Below are 19,783 nucleotides of genomic sequence, written 5' to 3' on the forward strand. Positions count from 1 at the left end.
TCTCTGTAGCACGTCATTCCGGGGCGCGCCCTCTTGGCGCGAGCCCGGAATCCATACTCATTGTGGTGGTTATGGATTCTCAGGTGCGCAATTGCGCACCATAGCTCGTCGCTTCGCGACGCCCCGGAATGACGGGAGATATTTACGTCGCCGGCGGCTCGGGCCAGGGCCGCTGCGGGCCACGCAGGCCCTCGAACGCCTTGGCCATGCCGAGCACGCCGATATCGTCGAAGCGCCGGCCGACGATCTGCACGCCGATCGGAAACCCCTTGGCGTCGAAGCCGCCATTGACGGAGATCGCGGGGTTCTCCGACATATTCCACGGCACGGTATAGGCGATGTGCTCGAACGGCTTCATGGGATCGTTGGTGGGGGAAGCCCATTCCGCGGGGTAATTCACGTTCGGTGCGGTCGGCGAGATCACATAGTCGAGCTCGCAGAACAGCTTTGCTGCCGCCGCACGGATCGCCATCGTCTGGTTGAAGCCGCGGATGACCTCGACGCCCGACAGCTTCGCGCCGGACTCACCCCATTTGAAGATATAGGGCAGCACCTTTGCCTGCTCGGCCGGCGTCAGCTTGGACAGATCGTCCCACATCCGCGCGCGCCAGAAATTGTCGAGGCCGTCGAGCATCTCGCGCGTGAGGATGCCGTCGACCTCGGTCACGATGGCCCCTGCAGATTCGAACGCCTTCGCCGCCTTCACCGCGACCTCGCGGACCGGTTTCTCCAGCGGCAGGCCGCAGCCGGGATCGAGCATCAGGCCGATGCGCAGTTTTCGCGGCGACTTCTCCAGCCCTTTCCAGTTGAGGGGTTCTGCCGGCAGGCTCATGCCGTCGCGCCGGTCGGGTTTTGCGATCGCGCTCATCATCAGCGCGCAGTCGTCGACCGTGCGTGTCATCGGGCCGGCGACGCGGCCGACATAGGTGGGATCGATCGGCACGCGGCCGAAGCTCGGTTTCAGGCCGACGAGCCCGCACCAGCCGGCTGGCAGCCGCACCGAGCCGCCGATATCGGTGCCGAGATGCAAGGGACCATAGCCGGCCGCTGCGGCCGCGCCTGCGCCAGCGCTGGAGCCGCCGGGATTCTTGGTGAGGTCCCAGGGATTACGCGCCAGCGCATGGAAGCTGGAAAGCCCGGAGGACAGCATACCGTAATCGGGCATGGTGGTCTTGGCGAAGATGATCGCGCCGGCCTCGCGCAGCCGCGCAGCCGGCGGGGCGTCCTTCTCGGCCGGCACGAGCTTGACACTGGCCGCGCCCAGCGGCACCGGCACGCCCTTGGTCGCGATGTTGTCCTTCACCGTGACGGGCACGCCGTCGAGCGCGCCGGACGGCTCGCCGCCAGTCCAGCGCGCGGTCGAGGCCTTGGCGGCCTCGCGCGCGGCGTCGGGATCGAACGCATAGAGTGCCTTCAGATGCGGTTCCCACGCGGCGACATGCGCGAGCACGTCTTCCAGCACCTCGCTCGGCGAGAACTGCTTGGCGCGATAGCCTGCGATCAAATCGACCGCGGACAGATCGTGCAGCGAGGTAACCGCCTCTTCGACGCTCTTCTTATGCATGGGCCCCCACCGGCATGCGCGTCTCGATGATGCGGGCGAACATGCTGGCGCCGATCGGCAGGATCTTGTCGTCGAGCACGAAGCCGGGATTGTGCACGGGCACCGAGCCGTCATGGCCGACCCAGAAATACGCGCCGGGGACGGTCTGCAGCATGTCGGCAAAATCCTCGCTGCCCATCTTCGGCTGGGTGCGGGTGATCACGTTGGCGGGATCGACGATGGTGCGCGCGACCTCCTCGACCACCTTGGACTGCTCGACCTGGTTGACCAGCACGTCGAAGGTGTCGCGGATGTCGACGTCGATCACGCAACTATAGGCGCTCGCGATGCCGGCGCAGATCGTGCGGATGCGCTCGGCGATCAGGGTGCGGACTTCTTTCGAGAAGGTGCGGATGGTGCCGCAAAGATGCGCGTCGCCGGGAATGACGTTGTAGGCAGAACCGGCGTGAATCTGGGTTATCGAGATCACGGCGGCCTGCAGCGGCTCGACGTTGCGGCTGACGATGGTCTGGATCGCCTGCGCCAGCGTGGTCGCGATGATCACCGCGTCCTTGGAGCGTTCGGGCATCGCGCCATGCGCGCCGTAGCCGGTGATGCGGAGGTCGAAGAAGTCGGCACTGGCCATCGCGGGACCGGGCAGGATCGCGATCTCACCGTGGTTGAGGTCGGGCGCGTTGTGCAGGCCGTAGAGCTCGTCGCAGGGAAATTTCTCGAACAAGCCGTCCTTGATCATGGCGCGGGCGCCGCCGAGGCCTTCCTCGGCCGGCTGGAAGATCAGGTGCACGGTGCCGTCGAAATTCCGGGTCTCGGCGAGATAGCGCGCGGTGCCGAGCAGCATGGTGGTGTGGCCGTCATGGCCGCAGCCGTGGAAGCGGCCCGGGATTTTCGAGCTCCACTTCAGATTGGTGTTCTCCTCCATCGGCAGCGCATCCATGTCGGCGCGCAGGCCGATGCGCTTGCCGCTCGAACCCTTGCCCTTGATGACGCCGATCACGCCGGTGCCGCCGAGGCCGCGATGCACCTCGATGCCCCAGCTCTTCAGCTTGTCGGCGACGATGCCGGAGGTGCGCACTTCCTCGAAGCCGATCTCGGGATGGGCGTGGAGGTCGCGCCTGATAGCGGTGAGTTCGTCGGCGTAGCCGTCGATGCGGTCGATCGTGGGCATGTGTCCTGTCCAGTTAGCGTGAGGGAGGATCGAAAACAGGGCCGTTCGGCTTGATGCGGATGCCCGGCCGCAGCCGCGTCCAGGGCAGGGTGGCGGTGTCGGCCGGCATCGCGCCGGGGGCGGCGCAGATCATCAGCTTCTCAGCGATCGGCTCGAAATCGGCGCGGAAGTGGACCGAACTCTTGTTGACCAGGATCTTCTCACGTGTGGGCTCGATGCCGACATAGCGGTACATCGCCTGGTCGGCGAGCTGGGCCTTGTGCGAGGAGACGACCACGCGGACGTCGCCGATGCGCAGGCAGGCGGAGGGACCCATCTCCATCTCGCGGCCGCCGTAATAGGGGCCGGGCGCGATGAAGCGGCCGTCGGAGAGCTTTTCGACCAGGAAGGTCTCGCGATAGGGTTCGTCGCCGGGAATGCCGGACTTGCCGCCGAGCGAGAGCGTCACGGTGGCGCCGACGCCGGCCGCATGCGCGGCCCTGGCCGATTCCGGATCGTAGATCGCGCCGGTGGCGGCGCTTGCCTTGTTGCGCACCAGCGCGCGCAGCATGCCTGTCGTGTCGGAATCGCCGCCGGCGCCGGGATTGTCCTGGGTGTCCGCGATGATGATCGGCTTGCTCGCATTCCGAGACAGCTCCATGGCATGGCGCACGCCATCGTCAGGCGACCAGATCTTGCCGTCGAAATCGTCCTCGTGGCTTTCGATCAGCCTGACGATCGCATCGGCCGCGCGGTCGGCGTCCGCCTGCGTCTTGCCGTAGGCGAATACGCTCGGCCCGCAATCGCGGAAATCCGCGGCCGGGAAGCCGGGCGCGAAAGAGAGTGTCGGAACCTCATCGCTCTCCATCGCGGCGAGCTTTTCGTAGATGCCTCTGGTCGGCTGGTCGTTGGTGCATTGCCAGCTGATCGGGATGAGGAACGGCAATTGCCGGAACGCCTTTGCGAAGCGCTGCTTCGTCTGCAGCAGCAGCGCCAGATGCCTTGCGCAGGCGCGGCTGGTCTCGGCCATGTCGACATGCGGATAGGTGCGGTAGGCGATCAGCGCGTCGGCATGCTCGATCATCTCGGGCGTGACGTTGGCATGGAGATCGAGGCTGGTGACGAGCGGAACATCCTTGCCGATGACGCGGCGCACGCGCGCCAGGATCTCGCCTTCGCCGTCGTCGAGATGCTCCGTCACCATGGCGCCGTGCAGGTCGAGATAGACCGCATCGATCGGCCCGGCGGCTGCGATGCCGTCGACCATCACCTTCACGATGCGCTCGAAGGCGTCCTTGGTGACATGGGCGGAGGGGCTCGCCCCGCAGGCAATCGTCGGAACGAGTTCCCAGCCGCTGGCTTCAGCGCTGTCGACGAAGCCGGCGAGGCCGACATTGATGCGCCGCATCACCTTCAGCACGTCGGCGCCTTGCGTCATCGCCGGCCAGCCGCCGCCATGCTGAAAGTCCGCGAATGTCGCCTTGGTCGGAGCGAAGGTGTTGGTCTCGTGCAGGAAGCCGCCGATGGCGATACGTGTCATCAATTCAAGTCCAGCGTTGGAAAGTGCGCGACGTTAGCCTTGGCGCGAAGGAGAGGGCAAGGCGGGAAGCACTCGCGCCGTGCATGGCCTCAAGCTGTTTTGGGAATGCTGCGGCCGCGGTGAGTGTCGTGAGTAGCGGTGCATCCAAGCTCTCCATGTCGTCCCTGCGAACGCAGGGACCCATAACCCCAGGAAAGAGTTTGGCGAATGCTGGTCGTTCGGGATTAACGCCGCACGCGAACGATAGATTCCGCAGTATGGGTCCCTGCGTTCGCAGGGACGACACCGTGAGTGTTGCTACACGGTGGCCCCCACGCCCTCGGCCACCGGCCGGAAGTTCGCAAAATCCCAGCCTCGCCCGGGTGCGGCATCCAGCAGCGCCTTGGTGTAGGCCTGCTTCGGATGCGTCAGCACTTCGGCGGCGGGACCCTGTTCGACGACGCGGCCATGCTGCATCACCACGACCTCGTCACAGATTTGCGCAGCGACGCGCAAATCGTGGGTGATGAACAGGATGGCGATGCCGAGCCGATTCTGGATCTCGTCGAGCAGTTCCAGCACCTGTGCCTGCACGGAGACGTCGAGCGCGGAAACCGCCTCGTCCGCAACCAGCACGTCCGGATCGAGCGCGAGCGCGCGAGCGATTGCGATGCGCTGGCGCTGGCCGCCGGAGAACTGGTGCGGATAGCGCGACACGGCATCTGCCGGCAGGCCGACGAGCTCGAGCAGCTCGCGTGCCCGCTTCATCGCATCGGCCTGGGAGACGCCGTAGTTGATCGGGCCTTCCGCAATGCTGTCGCCAACGGTCACGCGCGGGTTCAGCGAGCGGTAGGGATCCTGGAACACGATCTGGATCTTCTGCCGGTGCGGCTGGAGCAGGCGGCGCGAGATGTCGGCGATCTCGCGGCCGGCGAGGCGCACGCCACCGGAGGTCGGATCGATCAGGCGGACGATGCAGCGTGCCACCGTCGACTTGCCCGAACCGCTTTCGCCGACGATGCCGAGGGTGCGACCCTTGCGCAGCGTCAGCGTGACCTTGTCGGCGGCGACGACCTCGCGGCCTTTGCCGAAGAAGGCGCGCTCCTTGTAGACCTTGCTGAGCTCGTTGGCCTCCAGCACGACCGGCTCGCGGCTTTCTTCGCGCGGCTGCCGCGGCACCAGGCTCGGCACCGAGGCGAGCAGGTTGCGGGTGTATTCCATGGTCGGATTGCGCAGCACGGTGTCGAGCGGGCCGGTCTCGACCAGGCGGCCCTGCCGCATCACCGCGACGCGGTCGGCGATCTCGGCGACCACCCCCATGTCGTGCGTGATGAACAGCACGGCGGTGCCGTGATCGCGCTGCAGCTCGCGGATCAGCGTCAGGATCTGCTTCTGCGTGGTGACGTCGAGCGCGGTGGTCGGCTCGTCGGCGATGAGGAGCTTCGGCTCCAGCACCAGCGCCATCGCGATCATGATGCGCTGGCGCTGGCCGCCGGACAGGCGGTGCGGATAGGAGGCGAAGATGCGCTCGACCTGGGGCAGGTGGACCTGCTCCATCATGTCGAGGATGCGTTTCTTCCGCGCTTTTCCGTCGAGATCGGTATGCGCGCGCAGCACTTCGTCGATCTGGCGGCCGACCGGCACCACCGGATTGAGCGCGGTCATCGGCTCCTGGAAGATCATGGCCATCTTGGTCGCGCGAAGCTGGCGCAGGCGGCGGTCGGTCGCGGTGAGCAGCTCCTCGCCGACCAGCTTGATGCTGCCGCCGGTGGGAACCAGCGTGCCCTTCGGCAGGAGGCCCATCGTGGTGAGCGACGTCACCGACTTGCCCGAGCCGCTTTCGCCGACGAGGCACAGCGTCTCGCGCTCGCGCACCTGGATCGAGATGCCGTCGATGATGTTCACGCCCTTCGGCTTCTTGCCGATGGAAACGACGAGGTTGTTGATGTCGAGGATGGTGTTGGTCACGTCAATTCTCTCCGTCATTCCGGGGCGCGACAAAGTCGCGAGCCCGGAATCCATCGGGCCGCAGCACACGTGGTGAAATGGATTCCGGGCTCGCGCCAAGAGGCGCGCCCCGGAATGACAACGCTACTTGTTTCACTTCCCCTCCCGCTGCTTCATGCGCGGATCGAGTGCGTCGCGGGCGGCGTCGCCGATCAGGTTGATGCTGAGGATGGCGATCGAGAGCAAGAGGCCCGGCCAGAAGATCAGCGACGGCTTGATCTGGAAATACTGGCGGCCCTCGGCCATGATGTTGCCCCAGGTCGGTGTCTCCGGCGAGATGCCGGCGCCGAGGAAGGAGAGGATGGCCTCGGTCAGAATGGCGCTCGCGCAGACATAGGTGCCCTGGACGATCAGCGGCGCGATCGTGTTCGGCATCAGGTGGCGCCACATGATCTTCGGCAGGCTGGAGCCGACCGAGATCGCGGCCTCGACGTAAGGCTCCTCGCGCGCCGACAGCACGACCGAGCGCACCAGGCGCGCGACGCGCGGAATCTCAGGGATCGTGATCGCGATCAGCACGGTCCAGATGCTGGCGCCGGACAGCGACACCACGGCGATCGCGAGCAGGATGCTCGGCATCGCCATCAGGCCGTCCATGACGCGCATCAGCACGGAATCGACCAGCTTGAAGAAGCCGGAGACGAGGCCGATCGCGAGCCCGATGGCGATCGACAGAATCGCCGAGCCGATGCCGATCAGAAGCGAGATGCGGCCGCCATAGATCACGCGCGACAACAGGTCGCGGCCGTAGGCGTCGGTGCCGAGCAGGAACTGTGCGGAGGAGGGCTTGAGCCGCTGCGACGGCGCGAGCTGGATCGGATCATGCGGCGCGATCAGCGGCGCGAGGATCGAGACCACCACGACCAGCGTGAGCAGGACCGTCGCGGTCGCAATGATGGGCGTCGAGGTGAGGAATCCGAATCGCGGCCGCAGCGGCGACGTGATCGGGATGGACGACTGGGGAAGGGTATCGACTGACATTTGTTCTTATCCTTGCCTCAGTACCGGATCCGGGGATCGAGCAGGGTGTAGGCGACGTCGATGAGAAGATTGACGACGACATAGATCAGCGACGTCAGCAGGATCATCGCCTGGATCACCGGATAGTCGCGCGCCAACACCGCATCAACAGTGAGGCGGCCGATGCCGGGAATGTTGAACACGCTCTCGGTGACGACGACGCCGGAGATCAGGAGCGCGAAGCCGGTGCCGATCACGGTGATCACGGGGACCGCGGCGTTGCGCAGTGCATGGCGCATCATCACCGCGACCTCGTTGATGCCTTTGGCGCGCGCGGTACGGACATAGTCCTCGCCGAGCACGTCGAGCATCGCCGCGCGCGTCATGCGCGCGATCAGGGCGATGTAGATGAAGGAGAGTGCGCAGGTCGGCAGGATGATGCGCTCGAAGAACGGCCCGAAGCCGTTGAAGATGCTGCGGAAGCCCTGGACCGGGACCCAGCGCAGCTCGATCGCGAAGACCTGGATCAGGAGATACCCGACCACGAACACCGGCACCGAGAAGCCGAGCACGGACAGGCCCATCACGAAGCGGTCGATCCAGGTGCCGTGCTTCCAGGCCGCAATCACCCCCAGGGGCACGGCGACGATGACGGCGAGGATGATGGTCGACAGCGCGATCGAGATCGACGGCTCGACGCGCTGGCCGATCATCTTCATGACAGGCAGGTTGGAGATCAGCGAGGTCCCGAGGTCGCCGTGCAGCAGCTTGTTCACCCAGGTGATGAACTGCACGATCAGGGGCTCGTTCAGCCCGAGCGAGGCGCGGATGCGCTCGAGCCGTTCCGGTGTCGCGTTGTCGCCCGCGAGAATCGCGGCGGGATCGCCCGGCGTCAGCCGCAGAAGCAGGAACACGAACAGCGCGACGACGCCCATCACGGGCACCGCGGCCAGAACGCGGCGAATAAGATAACCCAGCATGCACTTATCTCCGGCTACGGAACGTGTGGAGCCCTGAGGCTCCCGTGAACTCTGTCGTGTCTATCATGCCTATCACTTGGGCTGGAAAGGCCGCCCGGAGACGCAGTCCTCTTAGGGCAAATTGTGTGCCAAGGGCTGCGCCGTCGCAAGAGGCCGGCATGTCTCCGATATCGACCACTCAGGATGCACGTCGCAGTTCACGCTCAACCCCAAGTGAAGGTGCCGTCGGTGGCGCGTTGAGGCCGCGCCAGCCGTCGATGGTCTGGGCGATCATCTGCGCCGTCGCGGCCGACAGGGTCCAGCCGAGATGGCCGTGGCCGGTGTTGAAGAACACGCCCGGTATCCGTCCTGCGCGCACGACCGGCATCATGTTCGGCATCATCGGGCGCAGCCCGGCCCACGGCACGACGCGCGACGTTTCGACGGCGGGGAAGTTGTTGCGCACCCAGTCGATCAGCGGCTGCACGCGGTCGGCGCGGATATCGCGATTGAAGTCGTTGAATTCGGCGGTGCCGGCGACGCGAAAACGATCGGCGCCGAGCCGGCTGGTGACGATCTTGGCGGCTTCGTCGAGCAGGCTCACCGTTGGGGTGGCGTTGCGACTTTCGACGGTGTCGAGCTGCACCGTGATCGAGTAGCCCTTCACCGGATAGACGTTGACGCGCTCGTCGAGCAGGGCGGCGAAGTGACGGCTCGCAACGCCAGCGCAGACCACGACGCCGTCGGCGTTCAGTGCGCCGCGCCCGGCCGCGACGGCATCGCTCGCGGCCAGATCGGCCCAGCCGATGACGAAGCCGCTGCCGGCCCGCGCAATTGAATCGATGTTGGCTTCGTGAATGAAGGTCGCGCCACGCCGCTTGCAGGCTTCCGCCAGGCCGCGGGTGAACTTGTGGATATCTCCGGTCGCATCCGACGGCGTGTAGAAGCCGCCATAATAGTCCTTGCGCAGTGTCGGCTCGATGCTGCGGATTTCCTCCGGCGTCACCGGGCGGCGGTCGAGGCCGCCTTCCTGCAGCAGCGCGTTGACGCGCAGACCGGATTCGAAGCCGGCCTTGTCACGATAGATGTGGAGGATGCCGCGGCGTTCGAGATCGAAGTCGATCCCCTCGCGCGCCGCGATGTCGAACAGGTACCTGCGCGCTTCGATCGCGAGCCGCGTGGTCTCGATGGTGTTGGCGCGGTAGTTGCCGATGTTGGCGACGAACTCGCTCATCCAGGAATATTTGTGCCAGTTCGGCCGCGGGTTCATCAGCAGCGGCGCGTCGCGCCGAAACATCCAGCGCAAGCCCTTCAGGATCGTCGCCGTGCTGTTCCACACTTCGGCGTTCGATGCGGAGAGCTGCCCGCCGTTGGCGAAGGACGTCTCCATCGCGGCGTAGCGGTGCTTGTCGAGCACCGTCACCCTGTAGCCGCGTTCGAGCAGGGCATAGGCGGTCGTGACGCCGGTGATGCCGGCGCCGATGATGGCGATATGGGTCATGACTAGGTTCGGGGCTCCCGTGTTTAGAGTCGGCTAACCGCCGGCCAAAGGCCGTTGGCGGCGCCCCATCTGTCACGGTTACCTGAGAGCTTGATCCGCTGCGGATCTCGCAACGGACTATCCCCTTCGGTGGGCGTTACGATTGCCTGAAATCGCGCCGCCTCTCTCCAGATCGTCCTGACGAAACGGTCCTTTTGCCTGAGAGTTTCCGGGGCGGTTGCTCCGTCGGCGCCGCAACGAAAGCCGAAAGCCTTCGCCGCGATCTCTCCCGCATCATCGCGTGGACGGCCGAGCAGTACGATACGCCTCATTTTTAGACAAGGCTAAATTTCGACCGTGACTGCCGACGTATTGTGCAGTGCGAAGTCGTCGCAGTCATTCCGGGGCGCGCGTAGCGCGAACCCGGAATCTCGAGATTCCGGGTTCGATGCTAACGCATCGCCCCGGAATGACGGGCGGACTATTCCAGCGTCGCCAGCAATCCCGCCATCAGCCGCCCGCGCTCGACCAGGCTATCGACTTCGATGAACTCCTCCAGCGTGTGCCCGTTGCCGCCGCGAACGCCCAGGCCGTCGAGCGTGGGAATTCCCATCGCGCCGGTGAAGTTGCCGTCGGAGCCGCCGCCGGAGCTGGCATGCGGTAATTCCGCGCCGAGCGATTTGGCGATGCCGCGCGCCTTCTCATAGAGCGCCATGGTGCCGGCATCCGGCTCCCAAACCGGACGCGTCACGCCGCGCGTGACCTTGAACGTGACGTCGTTGCTGGTGCCCGACAGCGCCAGCATCCTCTCGACACCGCGGTCGAGATCGGCCTGACGCTTGGCCATGGAGAGCGCTTCGCCGGTCGCGGTCGTTGCAACGCAATTGACCCATTGTCCGCCGTGGACGACGCCGACCGAGAAGGTACAGTCCTCCGTCGTCATCGCGTCGATCGCAAGGATCTGCCGCGCCATCTCTCGGATCGCCGAGCGTCCGGCCGACAACGTGGCGCCGGCGTGGCTCGGCCGTCCCGTCGCCTCGAGATTGAAGCGCGCGATGGCGTAGCGTCCGGTGGTGACGCCGTTGTCGGCGCGGCCGGGCTCCGGCACCAGCACGTATTTGTTGCGCGCCGCTTCCGCCTCGATGATGTCCCGCGTCGAAGGCGTGCCGACTTCCTCATCCGGCGTGAACAGCACGGTGATCGGCAGCGGTGTGGTGAAGGAGGCGCGCGCCAGTTGCCGGATCGCTTCCAGCGAGAGGTAATTGCCGCCCTTCATATCGTAGATGCCGGGGCCATAGCACTTGTTGCCCTCGCGCCGCCATTTCAGCTTCTCGATGGTGCCGACCGGATGAACGGTATCCATATGTCCGGCGATCAGGATGCCCGGCTCGCCCTGCTTGGGATGAGGAAACCGCGCGCGGATGACGCCGCCAAAGCCCTGGCGGCCGGCAATGCGCTCGATCGTCGCACCCATGATCGCCATATCCCGCGCCGCGATATCGAGCATGCGGTCCACGGCGCCTGCATCCCAGGTCGGACTCTCGCATTCGACCCAGCCGCGCAGGCCCTCGAGCATCGCCTCGGAATCAAAGGGAAGATTGGCAGGATTCATCTCAATGTCTCTCAAGCTTCGAAAGATGGAACGCGCATTGCATCGGCGCGGGGCAGGACAAGCGGAGGGTGTTGTAGAGCCAAACCGATCTTTGTGGAGCCCGTGCGCGCGCCGTGAGGGGCTGCGACGAAACCGGATTGACGCGCTCGGCACTGTCTGCAAGTCTCAAAAAGATAAAGGCATTGCATGAGGTTAGTTCGCCCAACGAATGAACCGCATGCTCAACCAATGACCTGCCTTTGAACAGTTTCACGTCAGGAGAACTTTCTATGTTCCACTTCATGCGCCGGGGGCGTCGCGCGTTCGCCTCCAAACTTGCGCTGTCGGTCGTCGCGCTTTCGACCGCGCTGGCCTCGCCAGTGCTTGCGGCCGGCAAGACCATTACGGCGGTGATGCATTCGGATCTGCGCATCATCGACCCGATCTTCACCACGGCCTATATCACGCGTGACCATGGCTACATGATTTACGACACGCTGGTGGCCCCGGATTCGAGCTTCAAGATCCAGCCCCAGATGGCGGACTGGAAGATCTCCGACGACAAGCTCACCTACACCTTCACGCTGCGCGACGGCCTGAAGTGGCATGACGGCGCGCCGGTGACGGCGGAAGACTGCGTCGCTTCGCTGAAGCGCTGGGCAGCGGTCGACGGCATGGGCCAGAAGCTCATGGACTTCACCGCGAGCATCGAGGCGACCGACGCCAAGACCATCACGCTGAAGCTGAAGGAGCCCTACGGCCTCGTGCTCGATTCCATCGGCAAGCCGTCCTCGCGCGTCGCCTTCATGATGCCGAAGCGTCTCGCCGAGACGCCGCCGGACAAGCAGATCCCGGAGCAGATCGGCTCGGGTCCCTTCAAGTTCGTGGCGTCGGAATTCCAGCCCGGCGTGAAGGCGGTCTACGTCAAGAACGCCGACTACGTGCCGCGCAAGGAGCCGGCGAGCTGGACCTCCGGCGGCAAGGTGGTGAAGGTGGATCGCGTCGAGTGGATCACCATGCCGGACTCGCAGACCGCAGTGAACGCGCTGCAGTCGGGCGACATCGATTTCATGGAGAACCTGCCGTATGACATGCTACCGGTGCTGGAATCGAACAAGGAGCTCACGATCGAGGTCTCCAACAAGTTCGGTTTCCAGACGCTCGGCCGCATGAACTTCCTGCATCCGCCGTTCGACAACGTGAAGGTGCGGCGAGCTGCCCTGCTGGCGATGAACCAGAAGGACGTTCTCGATGCGCTCGTCGGCAACCCGAAATATCAGAAGATCTGCGGCGCCTTCTTCGTGTGCGATACGCCGCTCGCGACCGACGTCGGCGCCGAGACCCTCATCAAGGGCAACGGCATGGCTGCAGCCAAGAAGGCGCTTGCCGAGTCCGGCTACGACGGCACGCCGATCGTGATCATGGCGCCCGGCGACGTCACGACGCTCAAGGCGCAGCCGATCGTTGCGGCCCAGCTGCTGCGCGAGGCCGGATTCAAGGTCGACCTGCAGGCGACTGACTGGCAGACGGTGGTGAGCCGGCGCGCCAGCCAGAAGCCGCCGAAGGAGGGCGGCTGGAACATGTTCTTCACCAACTGGGTCGCGGCCGACGTCGCCAACCCGATCGCCAATCTCTCGATCGGCGGCCAGGGCAAGAAGGGCTGGTTCGGCTGGGCCGAAGACCCCAAGATCGAGCAGCTCAAGGACGCGTTCGTCCGCGCCCCCTCGCTCGACGCGCAGAAGAAGATCGCGGCCGAGATCCAGCAGGAGGCGTACGATCAGGTGATCTACATCCCGCTGGGGCAGTATCTCCTGCCGAGCGGCTGGCGCAAATCGCTGACCGGCCTGCTCGACGGTCCGGCGACGCCGCTGTTCTGGAACGTCAGCAAGTCGGAGTAGGCAACAGCGCCTCCGTCCGAAAAGCGAACGGCGCCGGGGGGAACCGCGGCGCCGTTTTCTATGACATGATTTCGGTCTGAATCAGCAGTGGCTGTCGCGCACCTGCTCCAGACCTTCACTTGCGAATGGCAGGCTTCGGTCCCGCCGCTCTTCGAACAGTTCCCGAGGAGCGGGCCGCTCGGTCTTCGACGCGGGCTGATCCGCTCTGCTCTCTTGTTCCATCTCGCCGATCCTCTCGATTGCTGCGGTACAACATCGAGAGGTCCGGGAAGTTCCTCAGGCGATGGGGCGATGATGCGGCTTGAACAGCCGCCCTTTCTCCACCACCAGCACGATCGCGAGCGCGGCGAGGGTCGACAGGAAGAAGCCGACCGAGAAGGGCAGCAGCGTGCCGTCGAAGCTCTGCCCGATCGCCATGCCGACCACGATCCCGATCAGCGTCGTGATCGAGCCGTAAAGCGAGGAGGCGGTGCCGGCGATGTGTCCCTGCGGCTCCATCGCGAGCGCAGTGAAGTTGGCGACCATCATGCCGAACGAGAACATCATCAGGGCGGAGAGCAGCATGAAAAGGGACAGTGGCAGCATGCCGAGGCTTTCCGTCAGCAGCATCACGCCGGCCACGGCGGTATAGAGCGTCAGCGCGCCGTGCGAGATCACGCGCATGCCGAGCCGTCCGACCAGCCTTGCATTGAGGAAGCCGGCAATGGCGACGCCGACCGCGACCGCCGCGAAAGCGAGCGGAAAGTAATGGCCGAGGCGATAGATGCCGGTGAAGATCTGCTGGGCGCAGAAGACGTAGGCGAATAGTGCGCCCATCACGCTGCCGGCGGCCGTGGCATAGCCGATGGTCTGGCGATGGGTCACGGTCTGCCGGAACGCGGAGAGCACGTCGGCGGGCGCCAGCGACCGGCGCTCGGACTCGGGAAGGGTTTCAGGCAGCCGCAGCACGCACCATGCGAGCGCGAGCAGGCCGTAGAGCATCAGCACCACGAAGATGCCGCGCCACGCCGTGACCAGCAGCACCGTCTGTCCGAACGAAGGGGCGACCACGGGCACTGCGATGAAGATCATCATGGCGAGCGACATCACGCTCGCCATGCGGCGGCCGACATAGCAGTCGCGCACGATCGAGGTCGCGATCACGCGCGTCGCCGCGGTGCCGAGGCCCTGAAGCGCGCGCGCCAGCAGCAGCGTCTCGAACGAGGGCGCTGCGACCGCCAGCACGCTCGCCACGGCATAGACCGCCATGCCGCCGAGCAGCACCGGCCGGCGGCCGAAGCGGTCCGACAGGGGGCCCATGACGAACTGGCCGACGCCGAAACCGATCAGGAAGATCGACAGCACCAGCTGAAGATGGTTCGCGACGGGAATCTCGAAGGCGGCACCGATGTTGGGCAGCGCCGGCAGCATCATGTCCATCGCAAGCGGATTGAGCGCCATGATGGCCGCGATCACGATGACGAATTCTGGAAAACCCATCGGGCGGTGTCCCGCGGACACCCAATCGTCGGCATTGACGTCAGACAAGAAGGTTACCCCTGAAATACAGGGGCGTTATCTACCCTCGATGCTGCATCGCACAACCCTCGTTTCGGGATGGCTGGCAGGCGGATCGGGGGCGGACAAGATTTGGCGAGAGCCGTCGGCGCCGACGGCAAAGGAGGTCAGCGGGTGCTGCGGGCCCGCTCGAACAGATCGAGCGCCAACTGTCCGGCGGCGGCATCGTGGATCAGCATCACGGTCGTGGCGCCGTCGAGCTGGATCACGAGCTGGCGCGCGAGTCGGACGAATTCGTACAGCGCGAAAGCGCCTTGCAGGACGTCATGGATTTACCGCGCGGTCGTTTTCGGGCCGCGCACGGCCTGCGCGATCAGCTCCGTTGGTGCGGGCAGCCGGGGTCGAACCGGCACAGCGCTTTGCGCACCGAGGGATTCCTTGTTCGCTGCCGGCGCCGGGCGCTAGCTAGACTACGCCGCGCGACGCACCGATCCTGCTTGCGATGAGGCCGATGCCCACGAAAGCGAGCGTGAGACCCCACACGTTCAACCCAAAACTGCTATGTCCGCCAACTCCCTGTGCCGCAAGCAGCGAAAGGCCGGCGCCTGTCATGAATGCGCCGAGCACGTAGCGCCACGCGGGCGCCGGTGCGCCGTCGGTTGCGCGCGGCCGCTCAAAGCGTCCGAAGGCCGCAACAAGAGGAATGAGCGCCATCGCATTCGCTGCGAGCCAGGGGAACCGGGACCACCACCACTCAGAGCTTCCTGGCTCAAGCCGCAGACCGAAGCCACCGGCGAGATAGGCGACGAGGATCACAAGGGTGGTGGCCGTCAGGTGCCAGATGAACATCGTCATGATGTTGCTATTCATCACCACGGTGGCGGTCCACGCGACGCGGCCAGCCAGCCAGCGGCGCGCAGGTGCTTGCGCAGCAAGCAGCAACCCGCCTTGCATGATTGCGAGCGCTATCAGCGTGACCTTCGGCGGCGTCGTGGTGCTGATCGGATCGCCGGGGACGCCAATCATTGAGACAGGATAGGCCCCGTTCTGTACCAGTAAGAATAGCGTTGCAAAGCCCAGAACGGCACCGACAAGCAGCGTCCCGCGCGCGGAAAACCGCTCGTCGAGCCACGCATACCCGAGCATGAAGATCGCCGCCCAGACGAAGAGATAGTTGGCGAAACCAAGCCAACGCAAACCGACTGAAAAGTACATGACATCAATAGCGACCGCAGCCGCTGTCAAAGCCCAGAACGATCTCATACCAAATCGGGTCCACGCGCTTTCCATGGCTGGCACCAGCAGAGTAATTCCGATATACACCGCAAGGAACCAGATTGGTATGAACGCCGCCTGCGAACCATAGCTGATCAGCTCCGGCCGCACGCCGCGGGCGTACTCAATGGCAACGATCGCTACCCAAACCACGAGCAGTGGCAGGATTGGCCACACGAGACGGCGCAACCGGCCTTCAAGCCAGGCTGCATATGACTTGTGGTCCCGCCGCGCGGCACGCCAGCTGGTGCCGTTCGCGTATCCGCCGACCATAAAGAAAATCGGCATAACCTGCACGATCCATGTGAGCCAGGCGGTCCAGGGAACGACCGTCAGGATGTGGGATGTGGTCAACGTGTCGGCTGCGTCGAAATAGGGCGCGGCGGCCAGCCAGTGCCCGACGGTCACCATCAGCATCGACATAGCTCGTAGGAAATCGACGTAGCGGTTTCGGGACGGGGGCGTCCGGTCAGCAAGCTCGGCAGCACGGGACCAAGCTGCCATGATCGTTCTCCAACGTGGCGTTCAGCGTGTTATGGCCAAGCGGACCGCGATCGCTTTATGCAGCCCGGCTGTCAATCGACCGCGACTCCTCACGCAACTGCCGGCGCAAGATCTTGCCGACATTGGTCTGCGGCAGCTCGCTCCTGAACTCCACCAGCCGCGGGACCTTGTATGGCGTGAGCCGCGTCTGGCAGTAGGCGATCAGGTCCGCTTCGGTGAGGTTTGGATCATTCTTGACGACGAACAGCTTTACCGCCTCGCCGGAGCGCGGATCGGGGATGCCGATCACCCCGCATTCGCCCACTCCCGGGTGGCTCGAGACCACAGCCTCGACCTCGTTCGGATAGACCTTGAACCCGGAGACCGTGATCATGTCCTTCTTGCGATCGACGATCCGGGCCCGTCCGGTTTCGTCCATGATGCCGATATCACCGGTAAGGAAGAAGCCGTCGGGTGTCATGACGTTGGCCGTCTCATCCGGTCGTTTCCAGTAGCCCGCCATCACCTGCGGGCCGCGCGCACAGATCTCGCCCGGCTGCCCAAGCGGCACCGCGTTGTTGTCGTCGTCACGAATCGAGATGTCCGTTGATGGCAAGGGCAGTCCTATGGTCCCGTCCCACGCCGGATCGAGCGGCGAACTGCACGTCAGGACCGGTGACGTCTCCGATAGGCCATAACCTTCCCACAGCGGCGCGCCCGTCGCCGTGAACCAACGGTCCGCTACCGCTTTCTGCACCGGCATGCCACCGCCGACAGCGCATTTGAGCATGCTCCAGTCGATCTTGCCGAAGTCCGGATGATTGAGCAGAGCGTTGTAAAGCGTGTTCACCGCGGGGAAATGGTTCACCTTGTACTTGGCAAGCTCGTTGATGAGGCTGGGAATATCGCGCGGGTTGGGGATGAGAATGCTTTGGCCGCCGGTACGGACGCCGAGCAGGAAACAGGCCGTCAACGCGAAGATGTGATAGAGCGGCAGCGCCGCCATGACGGTCAAACGATCGACCTTCGGCTCGTTCTCCAGCACCGGCTGCAGCCAGTTGTCGATCTGCAGCATGTTGGCGACCACGTTGCGATGCAACAGCATCGCGCCCTTGGGAATGCCCGTGGTCCCGCCGGTATATTGCAGGAATGCGAGATCGTCGGATCCAAGCTGCGGCTTTGTCAAGGTCATGCTCTTGCCGGCCGCGAGGGCAGCATTGAACGGCGTTGCGCCGGGAAGCGAATAAGCCGGCACCATCTTCCTCACCCACCGTACCGCCAGATTGACGATCGTGCCTTTGATCGTGCCGAGGAGGTCGCCCATGGAGGCAACGACGACATGCTTAATGCTGGTCTTGCCGATCGCTCGCTGCAGGACATGCGCAAAGTTCTCAAGCACAATAATGGCTTCGGCGCCGGCATCAGCGAGCTGAGCCTCGAGCTCGTGCGCCGTGTACAAGGGGTTAGTGTTCACCACAGTGAAGCCGGCACGCAGGACGGCGCAGGTCGCCACCGGATACTGCAGCACGTTCGGCATCATGATGGCGACGCGCGCCCCGATCGCCAGGCCTCTGCTCTGCAGCCAGGCGCCGAGGGCGCGCGACATCTCATCGGTTTCGCCGTAGGTCAACCCTTTGCCCATGCAGATGAAGGCCGTGCGCTCGCGATATCTGGCAAAGCTCTCTTCGAGCATCCCAACGAGCGATGCGTATCGCGACGGGTCGACCTCCGCCGAAACGCGCGGCGGATAGTGCTTGAGCCAGATGCGCTCCATGGCACTCCTTCTGACGGCCGGCAGATCACGCGAACCAGGTGATCAGACCTCTACAAGGATTCCTGACAGTCGCTCCCGGCGCGTCGCCAAAACGCGCGGTCGCGACTGGTTCCGCCATCCTTGCCATCACGCGAACAGGCCGTTTGTCCTTCTGCCACGGGGCTACGTTCGCCGATGAGCGGCGTAGCGTGGATTAAGGCCACAATGCGCGTTAGTTCCCGACGCCGCCACCAGGCATTGTTGACGGGTGGCGAACTGACAATTTCCAGGAAAACCCCATCCGCGACCTTGTAGACAGTACCGGTCGTTCGAAGCAGCTTGAGCATGCGCCATGGATGAGATCCCTATGACGGTGATGAGGGTCATCAGGCCGAGGATAAAACGCATCTTGATACACTCACTATGGACCAGACCGTACACGCACTTCACGCGATCCTGCAGATCGGGAAACGTTGAACCCGCATCCTGTGCTTAGCTTCGGACGGATTGTTTCCCATTCCGAGCGATCCGCGCAGACTAGCCGGCAACTCACCGCCGTGACATCCGATAAAACCCGCAAATGGGGTCCGGTTTCTCCCGATCACTGATAAGTCGCGCCAGTCGCCGCTAAGGACCGGGGGGTGCGGATGGGTTATCATCGGCACAGCGGGCAGGTTCGGAGGCGGTTTCTACATATACGATGGCGACGCTTCAGCCTTCGTGCGAATTCAGCTGAATTCATCAAAAGCCCGCCAGTGGATCGGACGACGCGATACGATGAGGATCCGAGCGCAGCTGCCGGTATTACGGCGACAGTGCACTCAATTGATTGGAGCATCTATCGCTGAAAGGCGCGCGGCCCGGGATCGCCGGATTGCTTGGGCCCGATCTTTTGCTGCACGCCTGACCAGCACCTCCATGCGCCAGTCGTTCAGCGCCTAAAAAGATGGTGCGGGCAGCCGGGGTCGAACCGGCACAGCGCTTGCGCACCGAGGGATTTTAAGTCCCTTGCGTCTACCAATTCCGCCATGCCCGCTTGATCCAACGGGATCAATCACTTAAGTCCATCTCCGGCCATCTGGAATTGGCGCGTTGGGGACGCGGAGGGACGGTTCTTCCTTAAGCGAGCCGGACGCACAAGGCAAAGCCTCAATCCGGACATCTGTTGTTGCTTTAGGCATTCTCAATCCACGGGGACTATTCATCCGGCATGGCTGCTTCGTTTTCCTCTTCGCTGCGCGGCTGTGGCGCGCTCCTCGTGCTGCTTGTCGCCGGCGCCGCGCTCTCCGGCTGCGCCGGCATGAGCGAGACGATCGCACCGGCCTTTGCCGATCCCGCAAGATACGAATTGTACGACTGCAAGCAGCTGCAGACCGAGCGCAAGGCGCTCGCCAAGCGCACTGCCGATCTGCAGAGGCTGATGGAGAAGGCCGAGACGGGGGCAGGTGGCGCGGTCGTGTCCGAGCTTGCCTATCGCAACGACTATATTGCCGTCCGCGGGCAGTCGCAGTTGGCGGAGGAGGCTTGGCGCCGTAACAGGTGCCGGGAGATGCCGGAGGCGACGCCGCCTGCGGCGGAGCCGGCATCACCCGCTGGCAAGCCCGCCTCGACGTCCGGAAAAGGGTGATCTGCCGAGGCGCCCGCGGACCGCGC

At 64.5% G+C, this 19,783-nt stretch carries 14 protein-coding genes, 1 tRNA gene and 2 riboswitches; of the genes, 2 read left to right on the plus strand and 13 right to left on the minus strand.

The genetic code is table 11. The features are described from left to right. Positions 1–142: 142 nt before the first annotated feature. The 8 genes from IVB23_RS35660 to IVB23_RS35695 all read right to left on the minus strand — a co-directional run bounded on the left by IVB23_RS35660 (position 143) and on the right by IVB23_RS35695 (position 11,245). Positions 143–1,564: an amidase gene (locus IVB23_RS35660; protein ID WP_247801640.1), complete on the minus strand. Its 1,422-nt coding sequence runs from the start codon at positions 1,562–1,564 to the stop codon at positions 143–145. Continuing rightward, a complete protein-coding gene (locus IVB23_RS35665) occupies positions 1,557–2,729 on the minus strand; it encodes a M20 aminoacylase family protein (protein ID WP_197967681.1) in 1,173 nt (390 codons plus the stop codon). Before IVB23_RS35665 ends, IVB23_RS35660 begins: the two co-directional genes overlap by 8 nt. Positions 2,730–2,742: 13 nt before the next feature. Continuing rightward, positions 2,743–4,248, minus strand: a complete 1,506-nt coding sequence (locus IVB23_RS35670; RefSeq protein ID WP_247801642.1) for a M81 family metallopeptidase — start codon at positions 4,246–4,248, stop codon at positions 2,743–2,745. Positions 4,249–4,545: 297 nt separating this feature from the next. Beyond that, complete coding sequence (locus IVB23_RS35675) at positions 4,546–6,195, minus strand: ABC transporter ATP-binding protein (RefSeq protein ID WP_247801644.1); 1,650 nt, start codon at positions 6,193–6,195, stop codon at positions 4,546–4,548. A 132-nt stretch (positions 6,196–6,327) separates the two neighbouring features. Next, positions 6,328–7,215 (minus strand): ABC transporter permease, encoded by an 888-nt coding sequence (locus tag IVB23_RS35680; RefSeq protein ID WP_197967678.1) that lies wholly within the window; start codon positions 7,213–7,215, stop codon positions 6,328–6,330. Positions 7,216–7,232: 17 nt separating this feature from the next. Further along, positions 7,233–8,174 carry an ABC transporter permease gene (locus IVB23_RS35685; protein ID WP_061882864.1) on the minus strand — a complete coding sequence of 314 codons (942 nt, stop codon included), beginning with the start codon at positions 8,172–8,174 and terminating at the stop codon, positions 7,233–7,235. Positions 8,175–8,352: 178 nt separating this feature from the next. Beyond that, positions 8,353–9,654 (minus strand): D-amino acid dehydrogenase, encoded by a 1,302-nt coding sequence (locus IVB23_RS35690; protein ID WP_247801646.1) that lies wholly within the window; start codon positions 9,652–9,654, stop codon positions 8,353–8,355. 67 nt (positions 9,655–9,721) lie between these two features. Continuing rightward, positions 9,722–9,827, minus strand: a riboswitch (glycine riboswitch). A 3-nt stretch (positions 9,828–9,830) separates the two neighbouring features. Further along, positions 9,831–9,935: riboswitch (glycine riboswitch) on the minus strand. Between the two features lie 179 nt (positions 9,936–10,114). Next, positions 10,115–11,245 carry a M20/M25/M40 family metallo-hydrolase gene (locus IVB23_RS35695; RefSeq protein ID WP_061882862.1) on the minus strand — a complete coding sequence of 377 codons (1,131 nt, stop codon included), beginning with the start codon at positions 11,243–11,245 and terminating at the stop codon, positions 10,115–10,117. Between the two features lie 269 nt (positions 11,246–11,514). Between IVB23_RS35695 and IVB23_RS35700 the strand changes: the two genes are divergently transcribed. Next, complete coding sequence (locus IVB23_RS35700; RefSeq protein WP_247801648.1) at positions 11,515–13,122, plus strand: ABC transporter substrate-binding protein; 1,608 nt, start codon at positions 11,515–11,517, stop codon at positions 13,120–13,122. Between the two features lie 276 nt (positions 13,123–13,398). On the opposite strand, the gene IVB23_RS35705 is transcribed toward IVB23_RS35700, so the two are convergent. The 5 genes from IVB23_RS35705 to IVB23_RS35725 form a co-directional block, all read right to left on the minus strand. Then, positions 13,399–14,649: a multidrug effflux MFS transporter gene (locus tag IVB23_RS35705; RefSeq protein WP_247801649.1), complete on the minus strand. Its 1,251-nt coding sequence runs from the start codon at positions 14,647–14,649 to the stop codon at positions 13,399–13,401. Positions 14,650–15,084: 435 nt separating this feature from the next. Then, entirely contained in the window at positions 15,085–16,311 is a 1,227-nt protein-coding gene (locus tag IVB23_RS35710) for an acyltransferase family protein (RefSeq protein WP_197967675.1), read from the minus strand. 142 nt (positions 16,312–16,453) lie between these two features. Beyond that, positions 16,454–18,151: a long-chain-fatty-acid--CoA ligase gene (locus IVB23_RS35715; protein WP_247801650.1), complete on the minus strand. Its 1,698-nt coding sequence runs from the start codon at positions 18,149–18,151 to the stop codon at positions 16,454–16,456. Between the two features lie 162 nt (positions 18,152–18,313). Next, positions 18,314–18,517: a DUF3551 domain-containing protein gene (locus tag IVB23_RS35720; protein ID WP_245312232.1), complete on the minus strand. Its 204-nt coding sequence runs from the start codon at positions 18,515–18,517 to the stop codon at positions 18,314–18,316. 560 nt (positions 18,518–19,077) lie between these two features. Then, positions 19,078–19,166 (minus strand) — tRNA-Leu (locus IVB23_RS35725). Between the two features lie 174 nt (positions 19,167–19,340). On the opposite strand from IVB23_RS35725, the gene IVB23_RS35730 reads away from it, so the two are divergent. Beyond that, entirely contained in the window at positions 19,341–19,757 is a 417-nt protein-coding gene (locus tag IVB23_RS35730; protein WP_247801651.1) for a twin-arginine translocation pathway signal, read from the plus strand. Positions 19,758–19,783: the final 26 nt, after the last annotated feature.

It is taken from the genome of Bradyrhizobium sp. 191 (assembly GCF_023100985.1).
In the GTDB taxonomy this organism is placed as follows: domain Bacteria; phylum Pseudomonadota; class Alphaproteobacteria; order Rhizobiales; family Xanthobacteraceae; genus Bradyrhizobium; species Bradyrhizobium diversitatis.